Source organism: Arthrobacter sp. JUb119 (genome assembly GCF_024807995.1).
Taxonomy (GTDB): domain Bacteria; phylum Actinomycetota; class Actinomycetes; order Actinomycetales; family Micrococcaceae; genus Glutamicibacter.
The window spans coordinates 26481-50634 of record NZ_JANUFE010000007.1 but is presented as its reverse complement, the minus strand read 5'-3'; the positions used below and the strand labels follow the sequence as shown (position 1 = coordinate 50634).

General features: G+C 61.7%; 19 protein-coding genes and 1 riboswitch. Of the genes, 4 read left to right on the top strand and 15 right to left on the bottom strand.

What is annotated here, in order from left to right; translation table 11 throughout:
• Positions 1 to 20 precede the first annotated feature (20 nt).
• Positions 21 to 1274, bottom strand: coding sequence for a YibE/F family protein (locus tag M2368_RS16240; protein WP_332485868.1), 1254 nt, complete (start codon positions 1272 to 1274; stop codon positions 21 to 23).
• Positions 1275 to 1533: 259 nt separating this feature from the next.
• Between M2368_RS16240 and M2368_RS16235 the strand changes: the two genes are divergently transcribed.
• Entirely contained in the window at positions 1534 to 2601 is a 1068-nt protein-coding gene (locus M2368_RS16235; RefSeq protein WP_402695785.1) for a CPBP family intramembrane glutamic endopeptidase, read from the top strand.
• A gap of 75 nt (positions 2602 to 2676) precedes the next feature.
• Here M2368_RS16235 and M2368_RS16230 read toward each other — a convergent pair whose 3' ends face one another.
• From M2368_RS16230 to M2368_RS16185, 10 genes are all read right to left on the bottom strand, one after another.
• The gene (locus tag M2368_RS16230; protein ID WP_402695783.1) at positions 2677 to 3807 is read right to left on the bottom strand and encodes a baeRF2 domain-containing protein; all 1131 of its coding nucleotides are present in this window, start codon (positions 3805 to 3807) and stop codon (positions 2677 to 2679) included.
• A gap of 140 nt (positions 3808 to 3947) precedes the next feature.
• Entirely contained in the window at positions 3948 to 5057 is a 1110-nt protein-coding gene (locus M2368_RS16225; RefSeq protein ID WP_498724724.1) for an oxidoreductase, read from the bottom strand.
• 58 nt (positions 5058 to 5115) lie between these two features.
• Positions 5116 to 6471, bottom strand: a complete 1356-nt coding sequence (gene mgtE, locus M2368_RS16220; protein ID WP_498724723.1) for a magnesium transporter — start codon at positions 6469 to 6471, stop codon at positions 5116 to 5118.
• A gap of 416 nt (positions 6472 to 6887) precedes the next feature.
• Positions 6888 to 8297, bottom strand: a complete 1410-nt coding sequence (locus tag M2368_RS16215; protein ID WP_105657073.1) for an L-serine ammonia-lyase — start codon at positions 8295 to 8297, stop codon at positions 6888 to 6890.
• A gap of 185 nt (positions 8298 to 8482) precedes the next feature.
• A complete protein-coding gene (gene glyA, locus M2368_RS16210) occupies positions 8483 to 9805 on the bottom strand; it encodes a serine hydroxymethyltransferase (protein WP_498724722.1) in 1323 nt (440 codons plus the stop codon).
• Complete coding sequence (gene gcvH, locus M2368_RS16205; RefSeq protein ID WP_332489353.1) at positions 9805 to 10185, bottom strand: glycine cleavage system protein GcvH; 381 nt, start codon at positions 10183 to 10185, stop codon at positions 9805 to 9807. Before gcvH ends, glyA begins: the two co-directional genes overlap by 1 nt.
• Before the next feature lie 60 nt (positions 10186 to 10245).
• A complete protein-coding gene (gene gcvT / locus M2368_RS16200) occupies positions 10246 to 11373 on the bottom strand; it encodes a glycine cleavage system aminomethyltransferase GcvT (RefSeq protein WP_332489354.1) in 1128 nt (375 codons plus the stop codon).
• A gap of 13 nt (positions 11374 to 11386) precedes the next feature.
• Positions 11387 to 14233 carry an aminomethyl-transferring glycine dehydrogenase gene (gene gcvP, locus M2368_RS16195; protein ID WP_105659075.1) on the bottom strand — a complete coding sequence of 949 codons (2847 nt, stop codon included), beginning with the start codon at positions 14231 to 14233 and terminating at the stop codon, positions 11387 to 11389.
• 164 nt (positions 14234 to 14397) lie between these two features.
• Positions 14398 to 14495, bottom strand: a riboswitch (glycine riboswitch).
• A gap of 102 nt (positions 14496 to 14597) precedes the next feature.
• Positions 14598 to 15374, bottom strand: a complete 777-nt coding sequence (locus tag M2368_RS16190; protein ID WP_133834914.1) for an SGNH/GDSL hydrolase family protein — start codon at positions 15372 to 15374, stop codon at positions 14598 to 14600.
• A 47-nt stretch (positions 15375 to 15421) separates the two neighbouring features.
• The gene (locus M2368_RS16185; RefSeq protein ID WP_133834846.1) at positions 15422 to 16594 is read right to left on the bottom strand and encodes a serine hydrolase domain-containing protein; all 1173 of its coding nucleotides are present in this window, start codon (positions 16592 to 16594) and stop codon (positions 15422 to 15424) included.
• Positions 16595 to 16859: 265 nt separating this feature from the next.
• Here M2368_RS16185 and M2368_RS16180 point away from each other — a divergent pair, with 265 nt between their 5' ends.
• Entirely contained in the window at positions 16860 to 18308 is a 1449-nt protein-coding gene (locus tag M2368_RS16180) for an APC family permease (protein WP_400344189.1), read from the top strand.
• Positions 18309 to 18371: 63 nt separating this feature from the next.
• On the opposite strand, the gene M2368_RS16175 is transcribed toward M2368_RS16180, so the two are convergent.
• Positions 18372 to 19301: an RNase H family protein gene (locus M2368_RS16175; protein WP_498724721.1), complete on the bottom strand. Its 930-nt coding sequence runs from the start codon at positions 19299 to 19301 to the stop codon at positions 18372 to 18374.
• 117 nt (positions 19302 to 19418) lie between these two features.
• On the opposite strand from M2368_RS16175, the gene M2368_RS16170 reads away from it, so the two are divergent.
• The gene (locus M2368_RS16170; RefSeq protein ID WP_400344183.1) at positions 19419 to 19727 is read left to right on the top strand and encodes a hypothetical protein; all 309 of its coding nucleotides are present in this window, start codon (positions 19419 to 19421) and stop codon (positions 19725 to 19727) included.
• A 69-nt stretch (positions 19728 to 19796) separates the two neighbouring features.
• Here the strand turns inward: M2368_RS16170 and M2368_RS16165 are convergent, their stop codons facing one another.
• On the bottom strand, positions 19797 to 20906 hold the full coding sequence (locus tag M2368_RS16165) for a glutathione S-transferase family protein (protein WP_133834850.1): 1110 nt from the start codon (positions 20904 to 20906) through the stop codon (positions 19797 to 19799).
• Positions 20907 to 21029: 123 nt separating this feature from the next.
• A complete protein-coding gene (locus tag M2368_RS16160; RefSeq protein ID WP_400344180.1) occupies positions 21030 to 21605 on the bottom strand; it encodes an NADPH-dependent FMN reductase in 576 nt (191 codons plus the stop codon).
• Between the two features lie 142 nt (positions 21606 to 21747).
• Here M2368_RS16160 and M2368_RS16155 point away from each other — a divergent pair, with 142 nt between their 5' ends.
• On the top strand, positions 21748 to 22233 hold the full coding sequence (locus M2368_RS16155) for a MarR family winged helix-turn-helix transcriptional regulator (RefSeq protein ID WP_105659082.1): 486 nt from the start codon (positions 21748 to 21750) through the stop codon (positions 22231 to 22233).
• Here M2368_RS16155 and M2368_RS16150 read toward each other — a convergent pair.
• On the bottom strand, positions 22230 to 24074 hold the full coding sequence (locus tag M2368_RS16150; RefSeq protein ID WP_498724720.1) for an ABC transporter ATP-binding protein: 1845 nt from the start codon (positions 24072 to 24074) through the stop codon (positions 22230 to 22232). The genes M2368_RS16155 and M2368_RS16150 overlap by 4 nt on opposite strands.
• Between the last annotated feature and the right edge of the window lie 80 nt (positions 24075 to 24154).

The window sequence follows — 24154 nt, the reverse complement described above, 5'->3', positions numbered from 1 at the left end:
CATATGAGAATGGTTCGCACCTAGGAGTCGGAGCTTACACTCTGCAAAGCCCGCTTGCCGTGGGCACCGCCGGTGCCGGTAGCTTTCACGACCATCACTGCAATGGCGGTGGTTACCGGGATCGCCAATACCAATCCGATGGAACCAATCAGGATTCGGATGACCTCTTCAGCCATGGCGCCGGAGCCGAGGGTGACCCCGAAGCTCTGGTTGCTCAGCGCCGCAATGGCCAGCACCGGCAGGGCCGCACCGGCGTAGGCGAAGGCGATGGTGTATACGGTCGAAGCGATATGGTCCCGGCCGATGCGCATGCCGCGGAAGAACAGTTCCCTGGCCGAAGCCTTGGGCGTGCTCTCTGCCAGTTCCCAGACGGTGGCCGACTGCGTAATTGTCACGTCATTGAGCACACCCATGCCGCCAACCAGCACGCCGCAGATCAGCAAGCCGGGCAGGGAAATTTGCGGGGCCACCGTCGATAGGGTGATAGCCGATTCATCGTTGGCTCCAGTCAAAGCGGCCGCATCGGTCAACCAAAGCACCATCGCCGCGGTCACCGCTAGGCCAAAGAGCGTTCCCAGCAGCGCTGTGGATGTTTTCGCGTTCAGCCCATGGGCGAAATACAACGCGACAAACATGATGGCGGTAGAACCGGTGAGTCCCACCAGGACCGGATTGCCGCCTTCAAGCAAGGCCGGAACCATGAAGATGATCATGAAGGCGATGCCACCGACCAGGCCGATCATCGCCCGCGTGCCGCGCCATCCGGCGACCAGCACCACGACCACGCCATAGGCGATGGCCAGCAGTGCCATGGGCAAAGTGCGCACGAAGTCAACGAATACGTACGGGCTGCCGCTGGTGGTGTCCACCGCGGAGAGATCAAGGTATCGAATGCTGTCGCCCGCGCGCGCATCACGTGATTGCAGCATTTCCGGTGGGATTTCCAATTGGATTTCCGCGCCACCGGATTCGGGCATCACGTAGGTTACTTGGCATTCGAGAACCTTGCCACCAACTTCTTCCAACCCTTGGGAAGACGGGCAGTCCTGGACTGTGCTGCGCGTGACAGTGCCCACTTCCATCGTTGCGCCACCGGTAGTGTCCATGGCTCCGTTCAGGGCAAACTTGTCGTAGTTGCCTTGCGGCCACAACAAGATGACCATGACCAGGGCCAGGGCGCCGATAGGCGCAAGCAGCGCCCATAAGATGATCGAGGCACGCCGCCGGCGCCGGGGATCCTGCAAAATCGGTTCGTCATGGTGATGATGGCCCACGTGGTGCTGCTCCAAATCAAAGAAGGCGAATCGTTCTTTCCAAGTGTAAGAGCTAGCCCCTTGGAGTTTGCCTTGGCCGCCGACCGCGTTGCGAAGAGCTGGTCCTGGATATTCAAAAGGATGACCCGATAAATCCTCCGTAAGGTTCATACCTTCAAACACTGCGGAACGGGAGAATTGAGCCATGAGCTTGCCAATGAACCAGCCACCCTTGCCGCAAGGCGCCGAGGGTGAGATGAACTATTCGTTCCATCGCCTAATGAGACGCAGTGAGAACTACCGCTGGTGGAGGCCGCTGGCGTTCACCGGCATCGGCATTGGCTTCTACGGCGCGGCATTGCTCATCGCCATACTGGCGATGTTCATCGCATTGATCATGAACCCGCTGACGTGGGCTGCGGAGAATCCAGATGACGCTCCCGATCAGTTCCTCATGGATCCAACCCTGAACATGGCCACGGCGACGGACTTCTCGATGACCATGGTCTCCCTGATCATCATGATCCCGGCGGTCTACCTCGCCTACTTGCTCATCGGGCCCAAGCCTGTCGGCTTGCTGATATCGGTCGCCGGCAAATTGCGCTGGCGCTGGTTCGGCCTGACGTTGGGTGCCAGCGCCATCTTGTTCGCAGTGTATTTCGGGCTGAGTTTCGGGTTGGGCGCCTTGGGCATTGGCGAGTCCGAACCCGTGCCGGCGAGCAGCCTGCCGGCGGATCCGCTGTTCTATGCCCTGCTGGTGATCCTCTTGACGCCCTTCCAGTGCGCAGCTGAAGAGCTTGTTTTCCGTGGCGCGTTCATGCAGGTCATCGGCAGCTGGCTGAAGCATCCATTGTTCGCCATCCTGCTTCCAGTTCCCTTCTTCACCATCGGCCATCTCTACGATGTCTGGGGGCTTCTCGATGTGGCGGCGTTCGCTATCGCGGCAGGCTTCCTGACCTGGCGCACCGGTGGCCTTGAAGCAGCGATGGCGATGCACATCATCAACAACACCTTCTTGTTCCTGCTCGGTGCAATGGGCGCAGTTGATCTGAACGCCACGGAATCCAACCCGGTTTCGCTGGTCTTCTCGGTGTGCTTCATGGCCCTATTGACCTTCGTGCTGGTGAAGCTGGCAGACAGGCAAGGCATTGCGCGTACGGCAGGCCCGATTCCAGCAGCAGAGCGCCGTCCGATGCTGCAGCCTTGGCAGATGAGCCAGCCACCGGTTCACCCTAGCCAGGCCTACTGGGCTCCTCCGGCCTATCAGCCTGGGCAGCAGCAGAACTCCGATCACGGTTCAGATGTTTCCCTACCGGCTCCCCCGGCAGCCGGCCCGTCAGATCGCTAGGCACCAGATAGCTGGAACGCAAAAAAACGATCCGCGCAGGATTTCCCGTGCGGATCGTTTCATTTAGTGAACTGTTCAGGATTTGGCCCAGCGCAGCAAGGCTGCGATTCCCGCACCGTCAGGAATCACCGAATCCGGTACATAGCGAATGCTGGCATCGGTTAGCGCGGTGGCGCGCAGGAGCACTTCTGGCGCCGGCCATTCCCCGACGACCAACTCTGCATGGTCATCTCCGTCCTGATGGGCAATCCATGGTTCGGCGCTCAAGGCGCGAAGGGTATGCTCGCTTTGGTACTGTCCAACCAGCACCATTTCGGCTTGCGCCGATTGGAGCGCAGTGACAACTTCATCGAGTCCGACAGCAAGCTGCGCCTTGCCGTTGCCGGACTGCGCAGCGATCTTCGATTCCAATTCAGCCAGGGACTTGGCTTTCACTTCCTCTACAAGCTTGGTGATTTGGGCATCGACTTGCTTGCTGTCCGCACCCCCGGTGCGCGTATGCGAGTCGATGACTTCTACATAGTCCTTGAGCGCCACGGGTACTGCCCCGAGCACCAGTTCACGAGCCTTGATGTCGCCCGAAAGAATGATCAGGCGGACGTAGTTCTCGTTGGACATTTCGCTGATCAGCTCGGCAACCTCGTCAGCGTTTCGACGAGCCATCTCATCGGCGGCGGCCTGGGCCTTGGGCTGGTCGTATTCCCCGGGCACCTTGCGTGCATGGTGGATTTCCTCGGGCAACCCGACGATGCCGCGGCTGCCCAGGCGTTCAGGTGACGCCGTATTGTAGAGGTGCACCTCGCCGCCGTCCTTGCTGACTTCAGCTACGAGGTAGGAGAACGATCCGCCACGGGCGCGGGCCAGCGCCGTGAAATTCGGGAACGGACCCACATCAACCGATGAAGTTTGGACCTTGAGGCCTGGGATGAGTTCGTTCAGGACGATTTCGCCGTCATGAACAGCGACGAACCGTGCTACTGGTGCTCGCAGTCCCTGGGCTGGCTCCAGTGCGCCGATCAGTGCTTGGACATCGCTGGGCTGCGCCTGCTGGCTCTTGAGCAGCTTGGCTACCTCGTCCGGAAGCCGGTCTGCCGCTTCCTGGGCGGCAGTGGTTCCCAACGATGCATCCACGAGAGCTGTGCTCCACGAGCCGTTTCTCCGATAGAGCGAAGCGTCGATTCCATTAGAATCCGCGCGTAGTGCCATGCTGACTCCCTTCCGCACGCGACCCTTGGCCGCGGTGCGACTAGATCCGTGGCACTAACCTAACATCACTATTCAGTGGCTGGAAGAGGTAACCAGAAACTATGTCGTTGTTTGGATGAAATCAGCATGGCAACTTGCGTTTACCAGCGGCCGCGCCAGTATTGGGCGGGGAATGCCATCGGTGCACCCAATTCCTGCGCCGAACGGTTAGCCCACTGCGGATCGCCCAGTGCAGCGCGCCCAACGCAGACGCCGTCGGCTTGCCCGGTCACGACGATCTGTTCTGCCTGCATCGGCTCGGTGATGACGCCGACCGCGGTAACGAAGGCATCCTGGGGCAGCGCTTCCTTCACTGCCTGAGCCAACGGCACTTGGTAGCCGGGACCAGACGGTCCGTTGAACTTGCCAATTCCTGCACTGGAGAGGTCGAAGTGGCGCACACCGTAGCCGTAGAGTTCCTTGGCGATTCGAACGGTGTCAGCAATGCTCCATCCATCGTCCACCCAGTCTTCTCCGGAGAAGCGAATGCCCTGGGCCTTGTTTTCCGGCCACACGGCAGCCACTGCCTCGATGACTTCACGCAGGTATCGAGTGCGGTTCTCGAAACTGCCGCCGTATTCATCGGTGCGCTTATTGGTCAGCGGCGACAGGAATTGGTGCACCAGGTAGCCGTGCGCCGCATGGATCTGGATCAGGTCGAATCCGGCCGCGTCGGCACGCTTGGCCGCATCAGCCCAGTCCTGCACCGATGCCTGGATCTGTTCCACGCTCATCGCGGTAGCTGGCTTCAGCCCGTAGAGCTCGCTGGGCGAGGAAGTGAAGGTTTCCCAGCCGCCATCTTCCGCGCTGATGCTGCCGGATTTTCCAGCTTCTTCAAGATCCTTGAGCCAGCCATAGGTCGATGCCTTGGCTCCGGCGTGCGCCAGCTGCACGCCGGCGGCTGCCCCATGGGAGCGGATGTATTGGGCAATCGGTTTCCAGGCTTCGGCCTGCTCGTCATTCCACAGGCCGGTATCGCGATCCGAGATCCTGCCTTCAGCTGCCACCGCAGTTGCTTCGGCGATCACCAAGGAGTATCCGCCATGGGCCATGGAACCCAGGTGAGCCAAGTGCCAGGTCGTTGGAACGCCGTCGCGTTTTTCCACGGAATACTGGCACATCGGCGGAAGCACGACGCGGTTGCGAAGCTTCAGGCCTTCTCCGCTTCTGGCAGGGACGGTAAATTCAGTAAAGAGCTTGCTATGAGGCATACCTGTTACGACACTGGGGTGCGCGAATTTATTCCGCGCACCCCAGTGCAACTGCAGGCTATCCAAGAATCAGCACGGCCACCGACAGGTAGACGATCAGCCCGGCGGCATCCACGAAGGTTGAAATGAAGGGGTTGGAAAATACCGCAGGATCAACCTTGAAGAATTTACCGATGATCGGCATCACCCCGCCGACAGCGGCAGCAATGCTGCACAGCGCCACCAGGCTGATGCCTATCACCAATCCGATACGCAGTTCGAAAATGCTCCCGGCCACCACCAGCGCTATGGCGCCCAGGCACAGTCCCAGGACCGCTCCGATTCGCACCTCGCGCATCAGCACCCGCCAGAAGTCGCTTCCCCGCACATCCCCCATAGCCAGCGCACGGGTGACAGTGGTCGCCGCCTGGTTGCCGGTGTTCCCGCCAATGCCCACGATCAAGGGGATGAACAAGCTGAGCACCACCATCGACTCCAGTGTCTGCTCGAAACTGGACAGCACCTTGACCGTCAAGGTGGCGCCGATAGCCAGGACCAGCAGCCAGATGACGCGCGCTTTCACCAGGTGGCGCAATGGCGTCCCCAGGTAAGGGCGGAAGAGCGGATCCGTTCCGGAGCCGTACGCGGAGCGGCGCTCTTCGGCATCCTCCAGGATCCCGATCGCTATGGGCAAGGTCAGCACTCCCAGCAGGCGATCTTCCCGATCAAGCACCGGGAGCATCCCTGCCTTCCGATCCACCACCGCCCGTGCCGCGCTCGTCTCCGGCTCGCAGGCCTGGATGACCGGGCTCTGGGTGCACAGTTCTCCGATCGTTGTCCCGGCCGGCTCGGTGAGCAGCTCGCTGAGCTTGATGGTGCCAAGTAGCCGGCGTTCATCATCGATCACCAGGATGTGCTGCGCGTTCTCGCAGTTCCCGAGGCGTGCGCTGATGCGTTCCAGGGTTTCGGCCACAGACAGCTGCGGGTGGGTGGCGATGAAATCCGGGGACATCGCCCTGCCGGCGCTTGATTCCGGATAGCCCAGCAGGATTCCGGTTTCCTGGCGCTTGGCCTTCGACAGCCCTGCCAGCAGTTTCGTGGCCACGATCGCTGGCAGTTCATCGAGCAGCGCTACCCGTCCCGCGGCGGGGAGTTGGGCGAAGGCATCGATGACGGTCTGCGACTGCAGCGCCCGCACCAGGTCGGCTTGCACCGGGGCGTCGAGTTCCTGGAAGACCAGTACCGCGGTCTGCTTGTCCAGCAGCCGGTAGGCCAGGGCAGCCTCCGTGGCATCCAGTGCTTCGAGGTGCTCAATGGTCTGGGCGATGTGCAGACCGCCCAGCAGCCCTGCCGCGAGCTGGAATTCTGCGTGATTGAGATGGGAGCGCAAGGCTCGCGAAATAGTAGAGAAGTCTACCTTTTCTGGAGAAAACATGATTTTGGTCCAAATGGTTCATTTGGCGCGTGAATACAAGCCTGCCAGCAACTTCTCACCGCTTGACCACCCCATGAATACAGGGAGATAAATCAGTCAGTATTTGCGTGCAGGACCAGGCGCCGGTGACATGTACAAGAGTCACGAACTCGTTGGGATCCCATGGCGGGATGCTGCCAGATTCGGCTGATTCGGCTACGAGCGTCCGGGTGAGTTCGTGTGCATAGATCGACTAGAACTGTCTTCCACGACACTCACCTCCTCGAAACTGGTTTGCGCTAGCGCGCATCAGGCCTAGTCCCAGTTCTATCAGCTATGGCTGGGAATTGCCGGACTTGGGGGCCAAGATCACATTTAAACAGTTCGGGAGGTCTGCAGTGCAGGCCTCCCGAACTGGGTCATGCGTTACTGGGAAATCAGCATTCCACCACGTTGACGGCCAGGCCGCCCATCGCAGTTTCCTTGTACTTGTCGCTCATGTCCTTGCCGGTTTCGCGCATGGTGATAATGACTTCATCCAAGGTGACGTGGTGTTCGCCGTCGCCCATCAGCGCCATCTTCGCCGCGTTCACTGCCTTGGAAGCAGCGATGGCGTTGCGTTCGATGCAAGGGATCTGGACCAGTCCGCCGATCGGGTCGCAGGTCAGGCCAAGGTTGTGTTCCATGGCGATTTCCGCTGCGTTCTCTACCTGCGCTGGGGTGCCGCCAAGAATTTCGGCCAGGCCGCCAGCAGCCATCGATGATGCCGAACCGACTTCGCCCTGGCAGCCGACTTCGGCGCCGGAGATCGATGCCTGCTCCTTGTACAGCACGCCGACGGCACCAGCGGTGAGCAGGAAGCGTACGACAGCGTCGTGCTTTTCCTCCTCATTCCAGTACTTTGCGCCCGGTGCGTAGTGGGTGGCGTAGAACAGCACGGCTGGGATGATGCCCGCTGCGCCGTTGGTCGGAGCGGTGACCACGCGTCCGCCGGAGGCGTTCTCCTCATTGACGGCCAGCGCAACGAGGTTGATCCATTCCTGCCAGTAGACCGGATCCCGGTCCTTGTCTTCCTTGCGCAGGCGTTCATGCCATTCCGGCGCACGGCGGCGAACTTTCAAGCCGCCGGGCAGCACGCCGGTGCGTTCCAGCGCGGAATCCTTGCAGTCTTCCATCACTTCGTAGATGTGGACCAGGCCGTTGCGGATCTCGTCGCGGGACCGGTAAGCCATTTCGTTGGCCATCATGATGTCGGCAATGGACAGGCCGGTTTCCTTCACATGTTCCAGCAGCTTGGCTGCCGTGGTGAAGGGATAGGGCTGCTTGTTCAGCTTCTCTTCGAGGTTCTTCTCGATGCGGTCTTCGGCGCCTTCGCGCACGATGAAGCCGCCGCCTACGGAGAAGAAGGTCTCGTTGGCGATTTCGTTGCCGTCAGCGTCGAGGGCAATGAACTTCACGCCGTTGGTGTGGCGTGGCAGTACGGTGAGCGGATGCTGGATCATGTCTTCGACCTTGTAGTTCAGGTCCTTGCGCTGATCAAGCTGTTCGGCCAGGTGGAGGATTCCAGTGGCTTCCATGTCCGCCAGACGGTCATCGACCTGTGATGGCAGCACGGTTTCAGGTTCGAAGCCTTCAAGCCCCAGCATGATGGCAGTGAAGGTGCCGTGGCCGCGTCCGGTAGCGGCCAGGGATCCGTAGACATCAACACGGATATTTTCCAGTGCGTCCAGTTGGCCTTCTCGGATTACTTGGGCAATGAATGCGTGTGCTGCACGCATTGGTCCCACGGTATGGCTGGAAGACGGTCCGATGCCAACCGAGAAAAGATCGAATACGCTAACCGCCATAGCGGGTCACATCCTTAGAACTTGGGTAATCCGAGAGCTTCTGCCCCGGATCTGTGGAGTGTGGTTCCAGAGGCTTGCGGCCACCGCACGTACCGTGCAGCGCCTGGACCTCTGGATGTTGAAAGACCGCGGGCCCGAAAAGCGAGTATTTCCACCTTCCGGGCCCACATCCTAATCAGATGATGCTACTCGGAAACCTTAGCCAGTTCCGGGTACAGCGGGTGGGCCGCGGCAAGCTTCAGAACACGATCCTTCAGCTCCGGCAACACCGCCGTATTACCCTCAGCACCAGCAATCAACGTCTGTGCAATGATCTCCGCAACCTCAGCGAACGCAGCCTCCGAGAAACCACGGGTAGCCAACGCCGGAGTACCAATACGCAACCCCGAAGTCACCATCGGCGGACGAGGATCAAACGGCACCGAATTGCGGTTCACCGTGATCTCCACCTGAGCCAAAAGATCCTCACCCTGCTGCCCATCCAACTCGCTATTACGCAAGTCAACGAGCACCATGTGAACATCCGTGCCACCAGTCAAAACGCTGATGCCCTTGGCCACAACATCTTCCTGGGTCAAGCGCTCAGCCAAAATACGCGCACCAGCCAACGTCCGCTCCTGGCGCTCCTTGAACTCCGGCGAAGCGGCAATCTTGAAAGCCACCGCCTTGCCAGCAATCACGTGCTCCAACGGACCACCCTGCTGGCCAGGGAACACCGCCGAGTTCAGCTTCTTCGCGATCTCCGCATCATTCGAGAGAATAATGCCGCCACGTGGACCCGCCAGGGTCTTATGGGTCGTGGAGGTCACTACGTGAGCATGCGGAACCGGCGAAGGATGCAACCCGGTTGCCACCAGGCCAGCGAAGTGCGCCATGTCCACGAACAGGTACGCGCCGACCTTGTCAGCGATTTCGCGGAAGCGCTTGAAGTCCAGCTGGCGAGGGTACGCCGACCAGCCTGCAACGATCATCTTCGGCTGGTGCTCCACAGCAAGGCGCTCCACCTCGTCCATGTCCACTTCGTAGGTCTGCTCGTCCACACCGTAAGGAACGATGTCGAACAAGCGACCCGAGAAGTTCAGCTTCATGCCGTGGGTCAGGTGGCCACCGTGGTTCAGATTCAGGCCGAGCACGGTATCGCCTGGACGCACCAGCGCGTGGTACACCGACGCGTTAGCCTGCGCACCGGAATGCGGCTGAACGTTGGCGAACTTCGCCCCGAACAGCTCCTTGAGGCGCTCGATAGCCAACGTCTCAATGACATCAACTTCCTCGCAACCGCCGTAGTAGCGGCGGCCCGGATACCCCTCGGCATACTTGTTGGTCAGTACCGAACCCTGCGCCTGCATGATTGCCTGCGCAGTGTGGTTCTCCGAAGCGATCATTTCCAGGCCGCGCTGCTGGCGAGCCAGCTCAGCGTCAATACGCTGCGCGATCTCCGGGTCCAGCGAAGCCAGCGACTGGGTCAACGTTGCAGCGGCAACGGATTCAAAAGTCTGGTTGCTCATTACTCGACGTTTCCACCGTTCGCGCTTGCGTAGTCAGCTGCCGAAAGCAGCGGACCCTCTTCGGCGACCTCAACGGTGAACAGCCAGCCGGCACCGTATGGGTCTTCGTTCAGGATGCTTGGGTTGTCCACTGCCTCGTCGTTGATGGCAACGATGGTGCCGGTCACTGGCGAGTACAGGTCGGAAACCGACTTGGTGGACTCGACTTCGCCACAGGTCTCGCCTGCGGTAACGGAGTCGCCGACCTCTGGCAGGTCGACGTAGACCACGTCGCCCAGGGCGTCGGCGGCAACCTGGGTGATGCCGATCTTTGCTGGGGACGATGCATCGATCCACTCGTGTTCGGCCGAGTAGCGCAATGACGAAAGAACTTTACTCACGGTATTTCCTCTCCCAAGGGAATTAGCGGGCGATTTGCTTAGCCCTACTGATGTTTAACGTTACTTGGCTCGGGTGTAGAACGGCAGTTCGACTACGACAAAAGGCAAAGTCTTACCACGCAGGTCTACCTCCAGCTCGGTTCCCACTGCACCGAATTCGGCGTCGACATAACCCAGTGCAACCGGGTAGCCCAGGGTTGGCGAAGGCTGGCCGGAGGTGATTTCACCGATGGTTGCGCCGTCCTTGACGATGGCGTAGCCGCCGCGGCCGGCGCGCTTGCCCAGGCCCTTGAGGCCGACGAGCTTGCGTGGCGGGGTCGCACCGCGCAACGCTTCCAGGGCTTCGCGGCCCACGAAGTCCTCTTCCTTCTTGAAGGAGACCACCGGGCCGAATCCGGCATCGAACGGGGTGCGTTCCAGGGACAGCTCGTTGCCGTACAGCGGCATGCCGGCTTCAAGGCGCAGCGAGTCGCGGGCGGCCAGGCCGCAAGGAACCAGCTCGTGGTCCTTGCCGGCTTCAACGCTCTTTTCCCAGAGGGCTGCCGCATCCTCGTTTTCGATGATCAGCTCGAAGCCGTCTTCGCCGGTGTAGCCGGTGCGGGCCAGCAGCACGTCGATGCCACCGAGCACCACCTTCACCGCAGCGTAGTACTTCAGTTCGGTGACCGCCTGGGCGGTTGCCTCGTCGGCGGCCAGCTTGCGCACAATCGCCTCGGCGTTCGGTCCCTGGACGGCGATCAGCGACTGGCGGTCCGAAGCGTCGTCCACGACGACGTCGAAGCCGGCGGCGCGGGCAGCCAGCTCGGCGGCAACCACCGGGGCGTTGCCGGCGTTGGGCACGACGAGGAACTTCTCCTCTTCCAGGCGGTAGACGATCAGGTCATCGATGATCTTGCCCTCGGCGTCAAGGATCAGCGAGTACTTCGCCTTGCCGACCTTCATGATGCCCAGGTTCCCTGCCAGGGCGGTGTTCAGCGCCTTGCCGGCTTCCGGGCCGGAGAGGTAGACCTCGCCCATGTGGGACAGGTCGAACAGGCCAGCGGTGGAGCGCACGGCCTTGTGCTCTGCCAGTTCCGATCCGTACTTCAACGGCATGTCCCAGCCGCCGAAGTCGGTGAAGTTGGCGCCGAGAGCTTCGTGCTGCGCGTGCAGCGCGGTGTGCTTGAGTGCTTGGGTAGTCTCAGTCATCTCTAACTCTTCCTTAGTCTTCGAAGGCTTCGGGAGCCGGGCAGGAGCAGATCAGGTTGCGGTCGCCACCGGCGCCGTCGATGCGGCCCACGGTTGGGAAGTACTTGTCGAACTTCAGCGCCGGGACCGGGAAGGCCGCCTGCTCGACCGAGTACTTGCGGTCCCACTTGCTGTTGACCACAGCGGAGACCGTGTGCGGAGCGTTGCGCAATGGGGACTCCTCGATGCTGTAGGCACCGGAGAGGACCTCGTCCATTTCCTGGCGGATGGTGATCATCGCTTCAATGAAGCGCTCGATCTCGGCCAGGTCCTCGGATTCGGTGGGCTCCACCATCAGGGTGCCTGCCACAGGGAAGGACAGGGTCGGCGCGTGGAAACCGAAGTCGATCAGGCGCTTGGCCACGTCCTCGGCGGTGACCCCGGTCTTGGCGGTCAGTTCACGCAGGTCCAGAATGCACTCGTGGGCAACCAGGTCCTTGTTGCCGGTGAACAGTACCGGGAAGTGCTCGTTCAGGCGCTTGGCAATGTAGTTCGCGTTCAGGATCGCGTGCTTGGTGGCTTCGGTCAAGCCGTCCCCGCCCATCATCGCGATGTAGGCCCAGGAGATCGGCAGGACGCCGGCCGAGCCGAAAGCGGTCGCCACCACCGGCACGCCGTCACGCTCGGAGTAGGTGCCCGAAGCATCGCCTGGCAGGAATGGCAGCAGGTGCTCGCCAACGCCGATTGGGCCTACGCCTGGGCCGCCACCGCCGTGCGGGATGCAGAAGGTCTTGTGCAGGTTCAGGTGCGACACGTCGCCGCCGAACTTGCCTGGCTGGGCCAAGCCAACCATGGCGTTCATGTTCGCGCCATCGATGTACACCTGGCCGCCGGCGGCGTGGACCTTGTCGCAGACCTCGCGCACGTCCGCGTCGTAGACGCCGTGGGTGGATGGGTAGGTGATCATGATGGCTGCAAGGACGTCCTTGTTGGCCTCGATCTTGGCATCCAGGTCATTCGCGTCGATGGTGCCATCGGCTGCGGTCTTCACGACCACCACGCGCATCCCGGCCAGCACTGCCGACGCGGCGTTGGTGCCGTGGGCCGAGGCCGGAATCAGGCACAGATCGCGCTGGCCTTCGCCGCGCGAACGGTGGTAGTCCGAGATGGCCAGCAGGCCCGCGTATTCGCCCTGCGAGCCGGCGTTGGGCTGGATCGAAACGCCAGCGTAGCCGGTGATTGCGGTCAGGCGCCCTTCCAGGTCGGTGATCAGCTCGCGCCAGCCCTCGGTCTGCGCTGCAGGCGCGTAGGGGTGGATCGAGGCGAATTCCGGCCAGGTGATGGATTCCATTTCGGCGGCCGAGTTCAGCTTCATGGTGCACGAACCCAGCGGGATCATGGTGCGGTCCAGGGCCAGGTCGCGGTCCGAGAGCCGGCGCAGGTAGCGCATCATCTGGGTTTCGGAGGAGATGGTGTTGAAGATCGGGTGGGTCATGAAGTCGCTGGTGCGCACCTGCCCTGCCGGGATCTCGAAGCCTTCCGGAGCCGAGAGCTCTGCGCCGAAGACCTCAAGCAGGGTCTTGACTACGCCCGAGGTGGTGGCCTCGTCGGTGGAGATGCCCACCTGGGTCTCGCCCACCTTGCGCAGGTTGATGCCTGCTTCGATGGCCTTGGCAATGATGGCATCGGCGTTCTCGACGTTCACCACAACGGTGTCGAAGAAGGAATCCGATGCCAGGGTGTAGCCGCCGGAAACCAGCGAGCTGGCGATCACCCGGGCGTGGTTGTTGGCGCGCGAGGCGATCTGCTTCAGGCCGGCTGGGCCGTGGTAGACCGCGTACATCGAAGCGCAGATGGCCAGCAGGGCCTGTGCGGTGCAGATGTTGGAGGTGGCCTTTTCGCGGCGGATGTGCTGCTCGCGGGTCTGCAGGGCCAAGCGGTAGGCAGGGACTCCGGCGTCATCGGCCGAAACGCCCACCAGGCGTCCTGGCATGGAACGGGTCAGGCCATCGGCCACGGCCATGTAGGCAGCGTGCGGTCCGCCGAAGAACAGCGGCACGCCGAATCGCTGGGTGTTGCCCACGGCGATATCGGCACCCTGCTCGCCCGGAGGGGTGATCATGGTCAGGGCCAGCAGGTCGGCAATCACGGTAACCATGGCGCCGGCTTCCTTGGCGGCTGCGATGATCGAAGCGTGGTCCGCGATCGAGCCGTCGTTGCCAGGCTGCTGCAGGACAATGCCGGAGATCTCGCCCTCTGGCAAGCCTGCGGAAAGGTCGGCAATCTCGACTTCGAAGCCCAGCGCGTCAGCGCGGCCCTGCACGACCTTGAGGGTCTGCGGGAAGATGTTGGAGTCCAGCACGGTCTTGCCCTTGGACTTCTTCTTGTTGGCGCGGCGCATCATCAGCACGGCTTCGGCGGCGGCGGAGGATTCATCCAGCAGCGACGCGTTGGCGATGGGCAGGCCGGTCAGGTCCATGACCATGGTCTGGAAGTTCAGCAGGGCTTCGAGGCGGCCCTGGGAGATTTCCGGCTGGTACGGGGTGTAAGCGGTGTACCAGGCTGGGTTTTCCACGATGTTGCGGCGGATCACGGCTGGGGTGATGGTGTCGTAGAAGCCCTGGCCGATCATCTGGGTCTTCATGACGTTCTTCGAGGCAAGCGCACGCAGGTGGGCTAGGGCTTCGGTTTCGCTCAGTGCGTCTGGGATATCCAGTGCGGAGTCCTGGCGGATGTCTGCCGGAACGGCGGTGTCGATCAGTTCTTCCAGGCTGTCGTAGCCCAGGGTCTGAAGCATGGTGGTGACGTCGGAAGGACGTGGGCCGATATGGCGTGAAACGAATTCAGTATTCGCTCGTGCCGAAGTCTGCGTGATGGTCATGGTGCTGGTATCTCCATGGGATCTGTCTTGGCGCATGCCAAAGGAAGGTCTTTTTACCTCCCCATCCCTGTTGCATAACCTGAGAGTTTTACGCATCCAGCAAACCAAGCCGGGCACTTGCACCTTCGGTGAACCGGAACGGGCCGGTTTCTTTCCAGAGTTGCCTCATGATGGCGGTACGGGTGCCTGAGAGTTTCCTGGGGAGGAATTGCTCCTACGGCGCCCGTCCATGGTGTGAACGGGACTCTCCCGCCATCCGTCTATGGCGCGCGCTGCCGGCCGGAGACCTGCAGCACACCACCATGTTACCTGCCCCGCCCCCAAGGTCAAACAGGAGCGGGGTCCGGAAAAGTCATAAATGCGTTCAGTTGGCGTCGGCAGTTAAACGGATGTAATCAGGATATTTCGCTGACAAGGAATCACCCGACGAGGTGCCGGTGATCCGGCGCTTGACCCACGGAGCCAAATGCTCTCTGGCCCAGCCCAATTCCTGCTTCAGCTTTTCGCCGCGCGAGTTCACGGCCAGTTCCGGCAGGGACGGCTGCTGGATCCTGGAGGACCAGTTTCCCTCGGTGATCCGATGGGTGCCGAGCACGTCAAGGACCTTCGAAGCCATCAGCGTGTGGCCCAGCTCGTTCATGTGCAGCCGATCCACCGCCCAGTAGCGCAGATCGGAGAATTCTCGCCACCGCCAGTAATCGGCGATCACCGCACCGTACTCGTCCGCGATTTCGCGAACCTTCTCGTTGTAAATGGCCGTGCGCGGACGGGTCTTGGAGAACAACGGTGATTCCACGGTGTCGAAACCGGTGAACAGCACGACCGCGCTTCCGGCTTCGGCAAAGCGGCTCACCATGCCTTCATAGCCGCGCATCAGCGCATCCAGGTCCGCCTTCGGGCGCAGGATGTCATTGCCGCCGGCATAGATGGTGACCAGGTCCGGGGCCAGTGCGAGCGCCTGGTCCAGCTGCTGGTTGATCACCTGCCCGATCTTCTTGCCGCGCACCGCCAGGTTGGCGTATTCCCATTCGCCTTCGGCGCAGAGCACTTCCGAAACCCGGTCCGCCCAGCCGCGGACCTGGTTGGGCCGGGTCGGATCCACATCGCCAACGCCTTCGGTGAACGAGTCACCTAGTGCCACAAACTTCTTCACTTCGCTCCTGCTTCGTTCCATTCCCGATGGGTTTACTACGCGTTGCTGCCGGCAGCCTGGGCCGACATGTTCTTCTGCATGATCAGCTGGCGGGCCAGCTGGCTGAGCTTGACTCCGGTGGAGATCTCCTTGGCGCCTTCATTGCGCGAGGGGATGAATCCGAAGCCCAGCTGGTGGGCTGGATCGGCAAAGGCCAGCGAGGAGTTCGCACCGTCATGGCCGTAGGCGAAAATCGATCCGTAGTTGTTGCGCGCGGTGGCCTTCATGAACCCCAGGGCGAAGGCCTGCAGCAGTCCATTGGTCCGGTCATGGCCGTAGACCAGTTCGGTGGAAACCTGGGACCAGGTGTCGGCGGTGAGGAATCCGCGGGTGGCGCCCAGTGCCGGCACGGCACCGAATGAGGCGGCATAGATTGCGGCCAGTCCTTGGGCATTGGCGACCGCGCCCATGGATGCGGGGCCCAGTTCGCGCACCTGAGGCGCGTTGGCCAGTTCGTGCCAGTTGTAGACCGGGCCGTTTTCCAGCGCGAAACCGGAGGCCGAGTTCACCGAAAGCCCGGCCGGGGAGAACGGATCGAAGAATTCCGGTGCGGCGTCAGCGCCCGGCAGTACATCGCGGTAGCGCGATTCCAGCGCGGGGTCCTGGCCGATGTAGGCTTCGGCTCCCAGCGGCTTGCGGATGCGCTCCTCGAAGACGTCTTTCAGTTCCTTGCCGGTGACCCGGCGTACCAGTTCTTCCATGAGCACGCCCAGGGTGATCGCATGGTAGCCGACAATGTGCTGGCCCAGCGGCCAGACGCTTGGCATGGAAGCGAGCACCTTGGCGTATTCGGCGGATTTCAGGAGGATCTCGCTGGGCACGCCCCCGGGCACGCCGAGCACTCCCGCTTGGTGGCTGAGCACCTCGCCGACGGTGAGCTGGGATTTCCCGTTGTCCCCGAATTCCGGCCAGTAGGTGGCCATTGGCGCGTTCGGATCGATCAGCCCATCTTGCACGAGCAGTGCCACGACCAGCGCGCCTAGGCCCTTGGTGCAGGAGAAGACGCAGGTCAGCGCGTCACCAGAGAGGTGCTCGCCGACGCTGTGGCTGAGCACCAATTCGCCGCGGTGGTACACGGCCAGCTGCGCCGAATAGCCTTCTTCCTCAGCGGCTCGCGCCTCTAGTGCTTCCGCCAGGGGCGCGAACTCTTCAGTGATCACCGATTGCATCTAAATCCTTCAAAGTGCTTGTCTCTCGTCAACTAACCCTAACCGCTTCGATCCCATGGCCCGGTAGTTCCACACGCTGACCCGACACCTAGCATATAGGTACGTCAGCTCACAGCATTGGCTTGTTTAAGCCACTAATCGACATTTCACTACCGCTGGACCCCAAGTTCTGTGAGCCAGCCTTGAAATCGGTTTGCCCACTTCATGCGCTGACCCTAAAGTTGTAATGTTTGCCTACAAAATTGAAGGAGATGATCTCGATCGCATGACTGTGAACAGTGACACGGCCGTTACCGACGGCAAAGAAACAGAACTCCGCAGGGTGATTGGCCCGAAGCTGCTGCTATTCCTCATCATGGGCGATATCATCGGCGCCGGAATTTTCGCCATCACCGGCAAAGTTGCCGGCCAGGTGGGCGGAGCCGCCTGGCTGCCGTTCCTGATCGCTTTCACGATCGCGACCCTCACCGCCTTCAGCTACCTCGAACTGGTGACCAAATACCCGCACGCGGCCGGTGCCGCCTTGTACATCCACAAGGCATTCGGCATCCACTTCGTCACCTTCCTGGTGGCGTTCACCGTGGCTTGCTCGGGCATCACCAGTGCCGCCACCTCGGCCACTTTGGTGGGGCGCAACCTGCTCATTGGCATTGGCCAGTTTGTCGACGGTGTTCCCAACACCCCGGAAGCGGGCATGTGGGCAGCTATTGCAATCATCGTGATCCTCGCCGTGATCAACTTCCGCGGCGTAGGCGAGAGCGTGAAGTTCAACCTCGTGCTGACCATAGTTTCGCTGGCCATCATGGCCGCGATCATCGGCATCGGCTTCGCGGTGATCGCCTCGGGCCAGGGTGACATTTCCCGCCTGGTGGTCTTCGAGACCCCGACCGACCGCAGCGTCTTCGCCGCCGTGACCATGGGTACTGCCATTGCGTTCTTCGCGATGGTGGGCTTCGAGGATTCGGTGAACCTGGTTGAGGAAACCAAGAATCCCAACAAGACCTTCCCGAAGATCATGCTCATCGGCCTGGGCATCTGCGCCTTGATCTACATGCTGGTGGCCGTCACCGTCATCATGGTGATTCCGACCGGCGATCTGCTGAACCCTAAGAACCCGGATGCCGGCATCCTGCTGGATGTTGTGCGCATCGGCCTGCCGAACCTGCCGGTTGACGCGATCTTCCCGTTCTTGACCGTCTTCGCGGTGGTTAACACCGCGCTGATGAACATGCTGATGGCTAGCCGCCTGCTCTACGGCATGGCCCGCCAAGGCGTGCTGCCGCAGTTCCTGGGCAAGGTGCATTCGACCCGACGCTCGCCATGGGCTGCGATCCTGTTCAGCACCGGACTGGCCATCGCCTTGGTGGTCTACGTGAACCTGAGCAACGGAAGCAGCATTGTCGGCTCGCTGGGCGGCACGACCGCGCTGCTGCTGTTGTGCGTGTTCGCCGTAGTCAACGTAGCCCTGCTGGTACTGCGCCGCGACAAGCCGGAACCCGATTCGTTCCGCGCTCCAACGATCATCCCGATCCTCGGCGTGTTCTTCTGCTTGTTCCTTGCCGGCCCGTGGGCTCGTTCGCGTGAGGACTGGGTCCAGTACGAGATTGCCGGCCTGCTGCTGGTCATCGGCGTGCTGCTGTGGGCCGTGACCTGGTTGGTCAACCGGATCAACTACAAGAAGGGCGTCATCGAAACCCGCCCGGGACAGTACTGATCCCAGCCCGTTAACGCAGTGATGCCCGCCATTTGGCGGGCATCACTGCTTTAAGCGTGTTTTCTACGCGGTCTGCTCGACCGTTTCCTGGCGGAAACGAAGCTTCAGGCCGCCTTCGGTGCTCTGCCACCAGGAAGATACGACGAGCACCGGACCCTCTGCAGGCTTCATGCGGTAAGCGAGCAGCACCATTTGCGCATCCACTTCCCGGGCCGCAAGGACCTGCACCGCACCGGTGCTGGGCAGGCTCGCCCCGGATTCCAGCATGGTCCGGACCGTGGCCACATCCAGCAGGCCGCCATGGCGAGTCACTTCCTGGTAGCCCGGATGCAGGAAGTCGTTGAGTTCCGCGAAACTGGTGCGGATCTGCGGGTCGAGGAAACCTTGTTCCAGGTCGAAGACGGTGGCCGCGATGTCCACGCCGGGTTCCGGTGCGGCGGCGGTTTGCCCGCCGGGTGCCAGCACGGCATCTTCAGCCGCTGGAGCATGGGAAGCCGCTGGAGCATTGGAAGCCACGGGGCCGCCGCCGGCAGTGTAGCCCGGTCCGGCCTCTACTGCAGAGCCTTGCTGATGCGCGGTGGCAGCCGCACGCGCATGGCCGTCAGCAGCTTCATTCAGCTCATGTCCGGCATGGCCCTTGACCCACTCGAAGGTAAACTTGCGCCCGGCAATGGCCCGGTCAAGTTCCTTGAGGATGTCCTGGTTCAAGACCGGTTTGCCGTCGGCCTTTTTCCAGCCCTTCTTCTTCCAACCCGGCATCCACTTGCTGATGCAGTTGATCGCATACTGCGAATCGCACAGGATTCTGAGTTCTTCTTCTGGCAGGTGCTCGGTGGCCCGGAAGAGTTCGAGCACCGCTTGGAGCTCCCCCATGTTGTTGGTTCCGTGGTCCCAACCGCCAGCGGCCCAGTTGTCCTGGTCCACATACCAGGCCCAACCTGCCGGTCCGGGGTTTCCTAGGGCTGATCCATCCGCAGCTGCAATGATCGTCATGCTTTAATCCTGCCACGTTGACGCCCGCACTCGGTTCCATGCATTGGGCCATGTCGCCAGCGAATACTTGCACAATGGATCACAGCATCCAGCCAGGTCCAGGCCTAGGATTGGGATGTGAAGAAAATCCTGCCTGTATTGGCTACCCTGGTTCTGGTCCCGTCCGCATGCGCTGGCCCCTCGGTCGACGAGCTGCGCCAGCTCGATCCCGAGGGCCATACCGCCTGCGTGCATTTTGGCGGGGGCCTGGTTGACCCCGAGGGCATCGGCGCAACGAATATGCAGAAAGCCGCTGATCATGGGGCGAAGGCTTCCACCGAACAGATCAGCGCTGCGGTGGCCGCCGATGAATCGGGGGATCCCCGGATTATTGACTTGGCCACTTTCCAGGAAGCTTGCGAGGGGCAAGGCTTCGATTTCGAATAGGACAGATCGGCCCAGGACCCCTCGAAATAGCGGGCTCCTGAGCCGATCCGCCGTGGATCGCCAGCGCGCCTAGGCGGGGTACAACGGGTTGTGCCCGGCTTGGACTCGCTCGTCAGCCCGGACTTCGCCCGGTGCCGTACCGTTCAGGAACGGACCGTTCTCGGCCAGCTCATCTCGGCCCGGCGCTTCGAGCCAGTTCGCCAACTCCGGCCCCTTCGGGATGATCCGGGTCGGGTTGATGTCCTCATGAACCACGTAGTAGTGCGCCTTGATCTGCTCGAAGTCGATGGTGTCGCCGAAACCCGGGGTCTGGAACAAGTCCCGCGCATAGCCCCAGAGGTTCGGCATGTCGATGAGCTTGTTGCGGTTGGCCTTGAAGTGGCCATGGTAGACCGGGTCGAATCGCACCAGCGTGGTGAACAGCCGGACATCGGCCTCGGTGATGTGATCACCCATCAGGAAGCGGCGGGTGCCCAGCCGGTCTTCGAGGTAGTCCAAGGTGGCGAATAACCGGTCGTAGGCATCGTTGTAGGCCTGCTGGTCCCCGGCGAACCCGGCACGGTAGACGCCGTTGTTGACCTCGGTGAAAATCCGCTTGATCAGCGGAAGCATCTCATCGAGCTGGTCCTGCGCAATGAGGTCCGGGGCGCCTTCCCGGTGGAACTCCTTCCACTGCGTGGACATGTCCCAGGTGATCTGCGGGTAGTCATTGGTGACAACCGCACCGGTGGGGATATCGACGATTGCCGGCACGGTGATGCCGCGTGGATAGTCGGCAAAGCGCTTGAAGTAGTTCTCCTGGACCCGCTCGGTACCCAGGACAGGGTCCTTGCCCCCGGGGTCCAGGTCAAAGGTCCAGCTGCGTGCGTCGTGGGTTGGGCCGGGCAGTCCGACGGACAGCGCGTCTTCCAAGCCCAGCAGGCGGCGAACGATCAGGGTGCGGTTGGCCCAGGGGCACGCGCGGGCTGCGACCAGATGGTAGCGGCCAGCTTCCACCGGCCAAAGCCGGGCCCCGTCCGAAAGCCCCGCGTTGGGATGCCCGATCTTGCTGTGGCTGTTTCCCTCGCCATAGTGCTCGGCGCTGGCATCAGCGACGATGCGGTCCTGGATGTAATTGGTGTCCCGGGTGAATTCTCCGCCGGTGACGTAGGCGCCCTTGGTCGAATATTCCTCGCTCATCGCATTCCTTCCAAAGAATTTTGAAGTCCCGTGCATAAACCATTCACCTCGAGACTATGGCAGTTGGGCAGGTATGGAAATGGCGCAATGCACTTTTCCACTCCCCGCCGATTTCGACCCGGTCTAGGCGTTGACCGAGGCGTTTTCGCGCACGGTGCGCATCGCCTTGCTCCAGGCGAGCACCTGTTCAAGCATGGGCTGCACGCTGTTGGCCGACCGTTCGGTCGGAGCAAAAGCCGAGAAGTTCTCGAAGTCGGAGAATAGCGAGAACATGCCGGTCTTCTGCACGTGGGCGATCTGCAGTTCCGAGAGGATCCCGCGCAGGTGCTCCACGGCACGCGAGCCCATGGCGGAGCCGTATCCGACCATGCCAGCGGCCTTGTTATTCAGCTCTGCATTCAGGTAGCTCAGTGCGTTGGCCAATGCAGGCTGGACGGAGTGATTGTACTCGCCAACAATGAAAATGTATCCATCGAATTCGCTCATCTTGGCGGCGAAGGCCTTGGTGTGCCCGTTCTGGTAGTTCTGGTAGGCGGCCGGGAACGGCTCGTCGAGCATCGGCAGGTTGAAATCAACGATGTCCACCAGCTCGTAGTCGGCACCACCGAATTCCTGGGCCCTGGCCAGCACCCATTGAGCGACGCCCTGGTTGACACGTCCTGGACGGGTGGAACCGGTAACGATAGCGATCTTCGACAAGTTGCTCTCCTTGGAGTTCTCCGGCCAACAATGTAGTTGACACGTCATCTTCTCTTGCTAAATCCCACTATACAGGAGATGATTGATACGTCAACAATATTTTGAATGCCCCTCCCTGGGGACAACATGGTTAGGAAAGAGAATGAAGAGCGAAGAGACCCGCTGGCTCACCGACAGCGAGCAGGACCTCTGGCGCACCATACGCGAGTTCCTCTGGCAGTTCCCCAGCGGCATGGATCGCCAGCTGCTGCGCGATTCGAACATGCTCTCCGGTGAATACTCGGTGCTGGCTGTGCTTTCGGAAACAACCGAACCAAGTCTACGCCCGGCCGACGTGGCGACCGCATTGCGCTGGGACCGCTCGCGCCTCTCCCACCTGCTGCGCCGCATGGAAGCCAAGGGCCTGGTCAGCCGCTGCTCAGATGAGACCGACCGCCGCGGGCACCAGATTACGCTCACCGCCCAGGGGCGCAAGACCATTGAGGAAGCCGCACCAACCCACGTGAGCTTCGTGCGTGAAACCATTTTCGATTCGCTGAGCCCCTCTGAACGCACGGCATTGGAATCGGCACTGCCGAAGATCCTGGCCTCGCTGGAAAAGCAGGGACTGAAAGATGGCCAGTGCTAGCTGGCTCGTTCGGCCAGTTCGCTCTTGGCTACCAGCTGGGCGAATTGCCCGCCAAGCTGGACCAGCTCGTCAAAAGTTCCCGCTTCGGCAATCCGGCCAGCTTCTAGCACGACGATGCGGTCCGCTCGCATCACGGTGCTCAACCGGTGCGCGATCAGCAAGGTGGTTCGCCCCAGTGCGAGCTCGTCCAGCGCCCGCTGCACCAAAGCTTCGGTGACCGTATCCAGGGCACTGGTCGCCTCATCGAGCACCAAGACCTTGGGTTTGCGCAGCATGGTGCGGGCAATAGCCAGCCGCTGCTGCTCGCCTCCGGAGAAACGGTGGCCGCGCTGCCCCACCTGGGTTTCCAGGCCCTGCGGCAGGCTGCGGACCAGCTGCGCAATCTGCGCGGCTTCCAGCGCCTGCCAGAGCTCTTCCTCGGTGGCCTGGGGCGCTGCCCACAGGAGGTTCTCCCGAATCGAAGCATGCAGCAGGTAGCTTTCCTGGGCAACGACGGAGACCGCCTGGGCGATGCCTTCAGGGTCGAATTCCTTCAGGTCAATGCCGTCGAGCAATACCTGGCCCTCGGTGGGGTCAAGCAGCCGGGGCAGCAAGGATCCCAGGGTGGACTTTCCCGAACCGGTGGAACCGACGACCGCGGTCATGGTTCCCGCCTCCAGGGTCAGGTTCAGCTGCTCCAGGGTGGCGCGGTCCGCCTCGGGGTAGCGGAAGCTGACATTGCGCAATTGCACTTCGCCACGCAGCTTCCCGGGTTCGACCGCTCGCGGCCGCTGGGGTACCGGCAGCGCCTGGTCCGTATCCAGGTATTCGAAGACGCGGCTGAACAAGGCCAAGGCCGAGACCCACTGGACCGAAATCTGCATCATGCCCATGACCGGACGGAAGATTCCGGCCTGCAGCCCGGTAAAGGCCACCAAGGTGCCGATGCTCATTCCCTGCCCGGTGGCGGGCAGCCCCGCCACGATGTACAGCACTGCGGGGATGGCCGCGAAAATGATGCTCATCGTGGCCATGCGCCAACGCCCGGCCAAAGCGCTTTTCATTTCCAGGTCGATGAGCTTGTGGCTGGACTCTCCGAAGGCCGCCGCATCAGCGGCTCCGGTGCCCATGATCTTGGCCAGGCGGACCCCCGAGATGCTCAGGCGCTCGTCGATCAGCGAAGCCAGGTTCGACATCTCGCGCTGGCGCTTTCCTGTCACGGCGCGGCGCAGTTTCGCGGTTTGCTTGGCAAGCAGCACCGCTGGCGGCAGCACGACCAATGAGATCAAGCTCAGTTTCCACGAGATCGCCACCATCGCGCAGGCGGTGGCCACAACGGTGGTCAGGTTCGAGGCAATGCTCGTGGCCGAATTGGTAATCACCGATTGCATCTGCCCCACGTCGTTGACCAGGCGCGACTGCACGTCCCCGGAGCGCGAGTTGGTGAAGAATCCCAGGGATTGCTTCTGCAGGTGCGTGAACAGCCCGGTCCGCAGGCCATGCATGACGCGTTGGCCCATCAGGGTTGCCCGCCAGGTCTGGACGACTTCCAGAATCGCGGTAGCCAGGGAGATCAGCACCAGTCCCCCGGCACCCAAGAGCAGCAATCGGATATTGCTGTTGGGAATCGCGTCATCAATGAGTTCGCGGATGATGAACGGCTGGGCCAGGCCGATGACCGACGCTGCCACGATCAGCGCCATGACCGCAATCACCGATCCCAGATGGGGCCGGAAGAGCGCGGCGATGCGCGCCAGGGACACCGGGTGCTCGGTGAGCCGCTGCTTGTCCCGGGCGGCGTTGCCGGACCGTCCTTGCCCGCCACCGCCCGGATGCGGCCCCGGCATTCCCATTGCACTCATGGACTCCCCCTCTACCTCTGGATTTCTCAAGTCCAGAATAACAGAGGGAACCTCACTATGTGGTTGCATCTTGAAATTGT

Bases quoted from the DNA above. Each gene is read 5' to 3' on its own strand.
- M2368_RS16235 (WP_402695785.1), top strand. From the start codon at position 1,534: ATGAGACGCAGTGAGAACTACCGCTGGTGGAGGCCGCTGGCGTTCACC.
- M2368_RS16230 (WP_402695783.1), bottom strand. From the start codon at position 3,807: ATGGCACTACGCGCGGATTCTAATGGAATCGACGCTTCGCTCTATCGG.
- M2368_RS16225 (WP_498724724.1), bottom strand. From the start codon at position 5,057: ATGCCTCATAGCAAGCTCTTTACTGAATTTACCGTCCCTGCCAGAAGC.
- mgtE (WP_498724723.1), bottom strand. From the start codon at position 6,471: ATGTTTTCTCCAGAAAAGGTAGACTTCTCTACTATTTCGCGAGCCTTG.
- M2368_RS16215 (WP_105657073.1), bottom strand. From the start codon at position 8,297: ATGGCGGTTAGCGTATTCGATCTTTTCTCGGTTGGCATCGGACCGTCT.
- glyA (WP_498724722.1), bottom strand. From the start codon at position 9,805: ATGAGCAACCAGACTTTTGAATCCGTTGCCGCTGCAACGTTGACCCAG.
- gcvT (WP_332489354.1), bottom strand. From the start codon at position 11,373: ATGACTGAGACTACCCAAGCACTCAAGCACACCGCGCTGCACGCGCAG.
- gcvP (WP_105659075.1), bottom strand. From the start codon at position 14,233: ATGACCATCACGCAGACTTCGGCACGAGCGAATACTGAATTCGTTTCA.
- M2368_RS16185 (WP_133834846.1), bottom strand. From the start codon at position 16,594: ATGCAATCGGTGATCACTGAAGAGTTCGCGCCCCTGGCGGAAGCACTA.
- M2368_RS16180 (WP_400344189.1), top strand. From the start codon at position 16,860: ATGACTGTGAACAGTGACACGGCCGTTACCGACGGCAAAGAAACAGAA.
- M2368_RS16175 (WP_498724721.1), bottom strand. From the start codon at position 19,301: ATGACGATCATTGCAGCTGCGGATGGATCAGCCCTAGGAAACCCCGGA.
- M2368_RS16165 (WP_133834850.1), bottom strand. From the start codon at position 20,906: ATGAGCGAGGAATATTCGACCAAGGGCGCCTACGTCACCGGCGGAGAA.
- M2368_RS16155 (WP_105659082.1), top strand. From the start codon at position 21,748: ATGAAGAGCGAAGAGACCCGCTGGCTCACCGACAGCGAGCAGGACCTC.
- M2368_RS16150 (WP_498724720.1), bottom strand. From the start codon at position 24,074: ATGAGTGCAATGGGAATGCCGGGGCCGCATCCGGGCGGTGGCGGGCAA.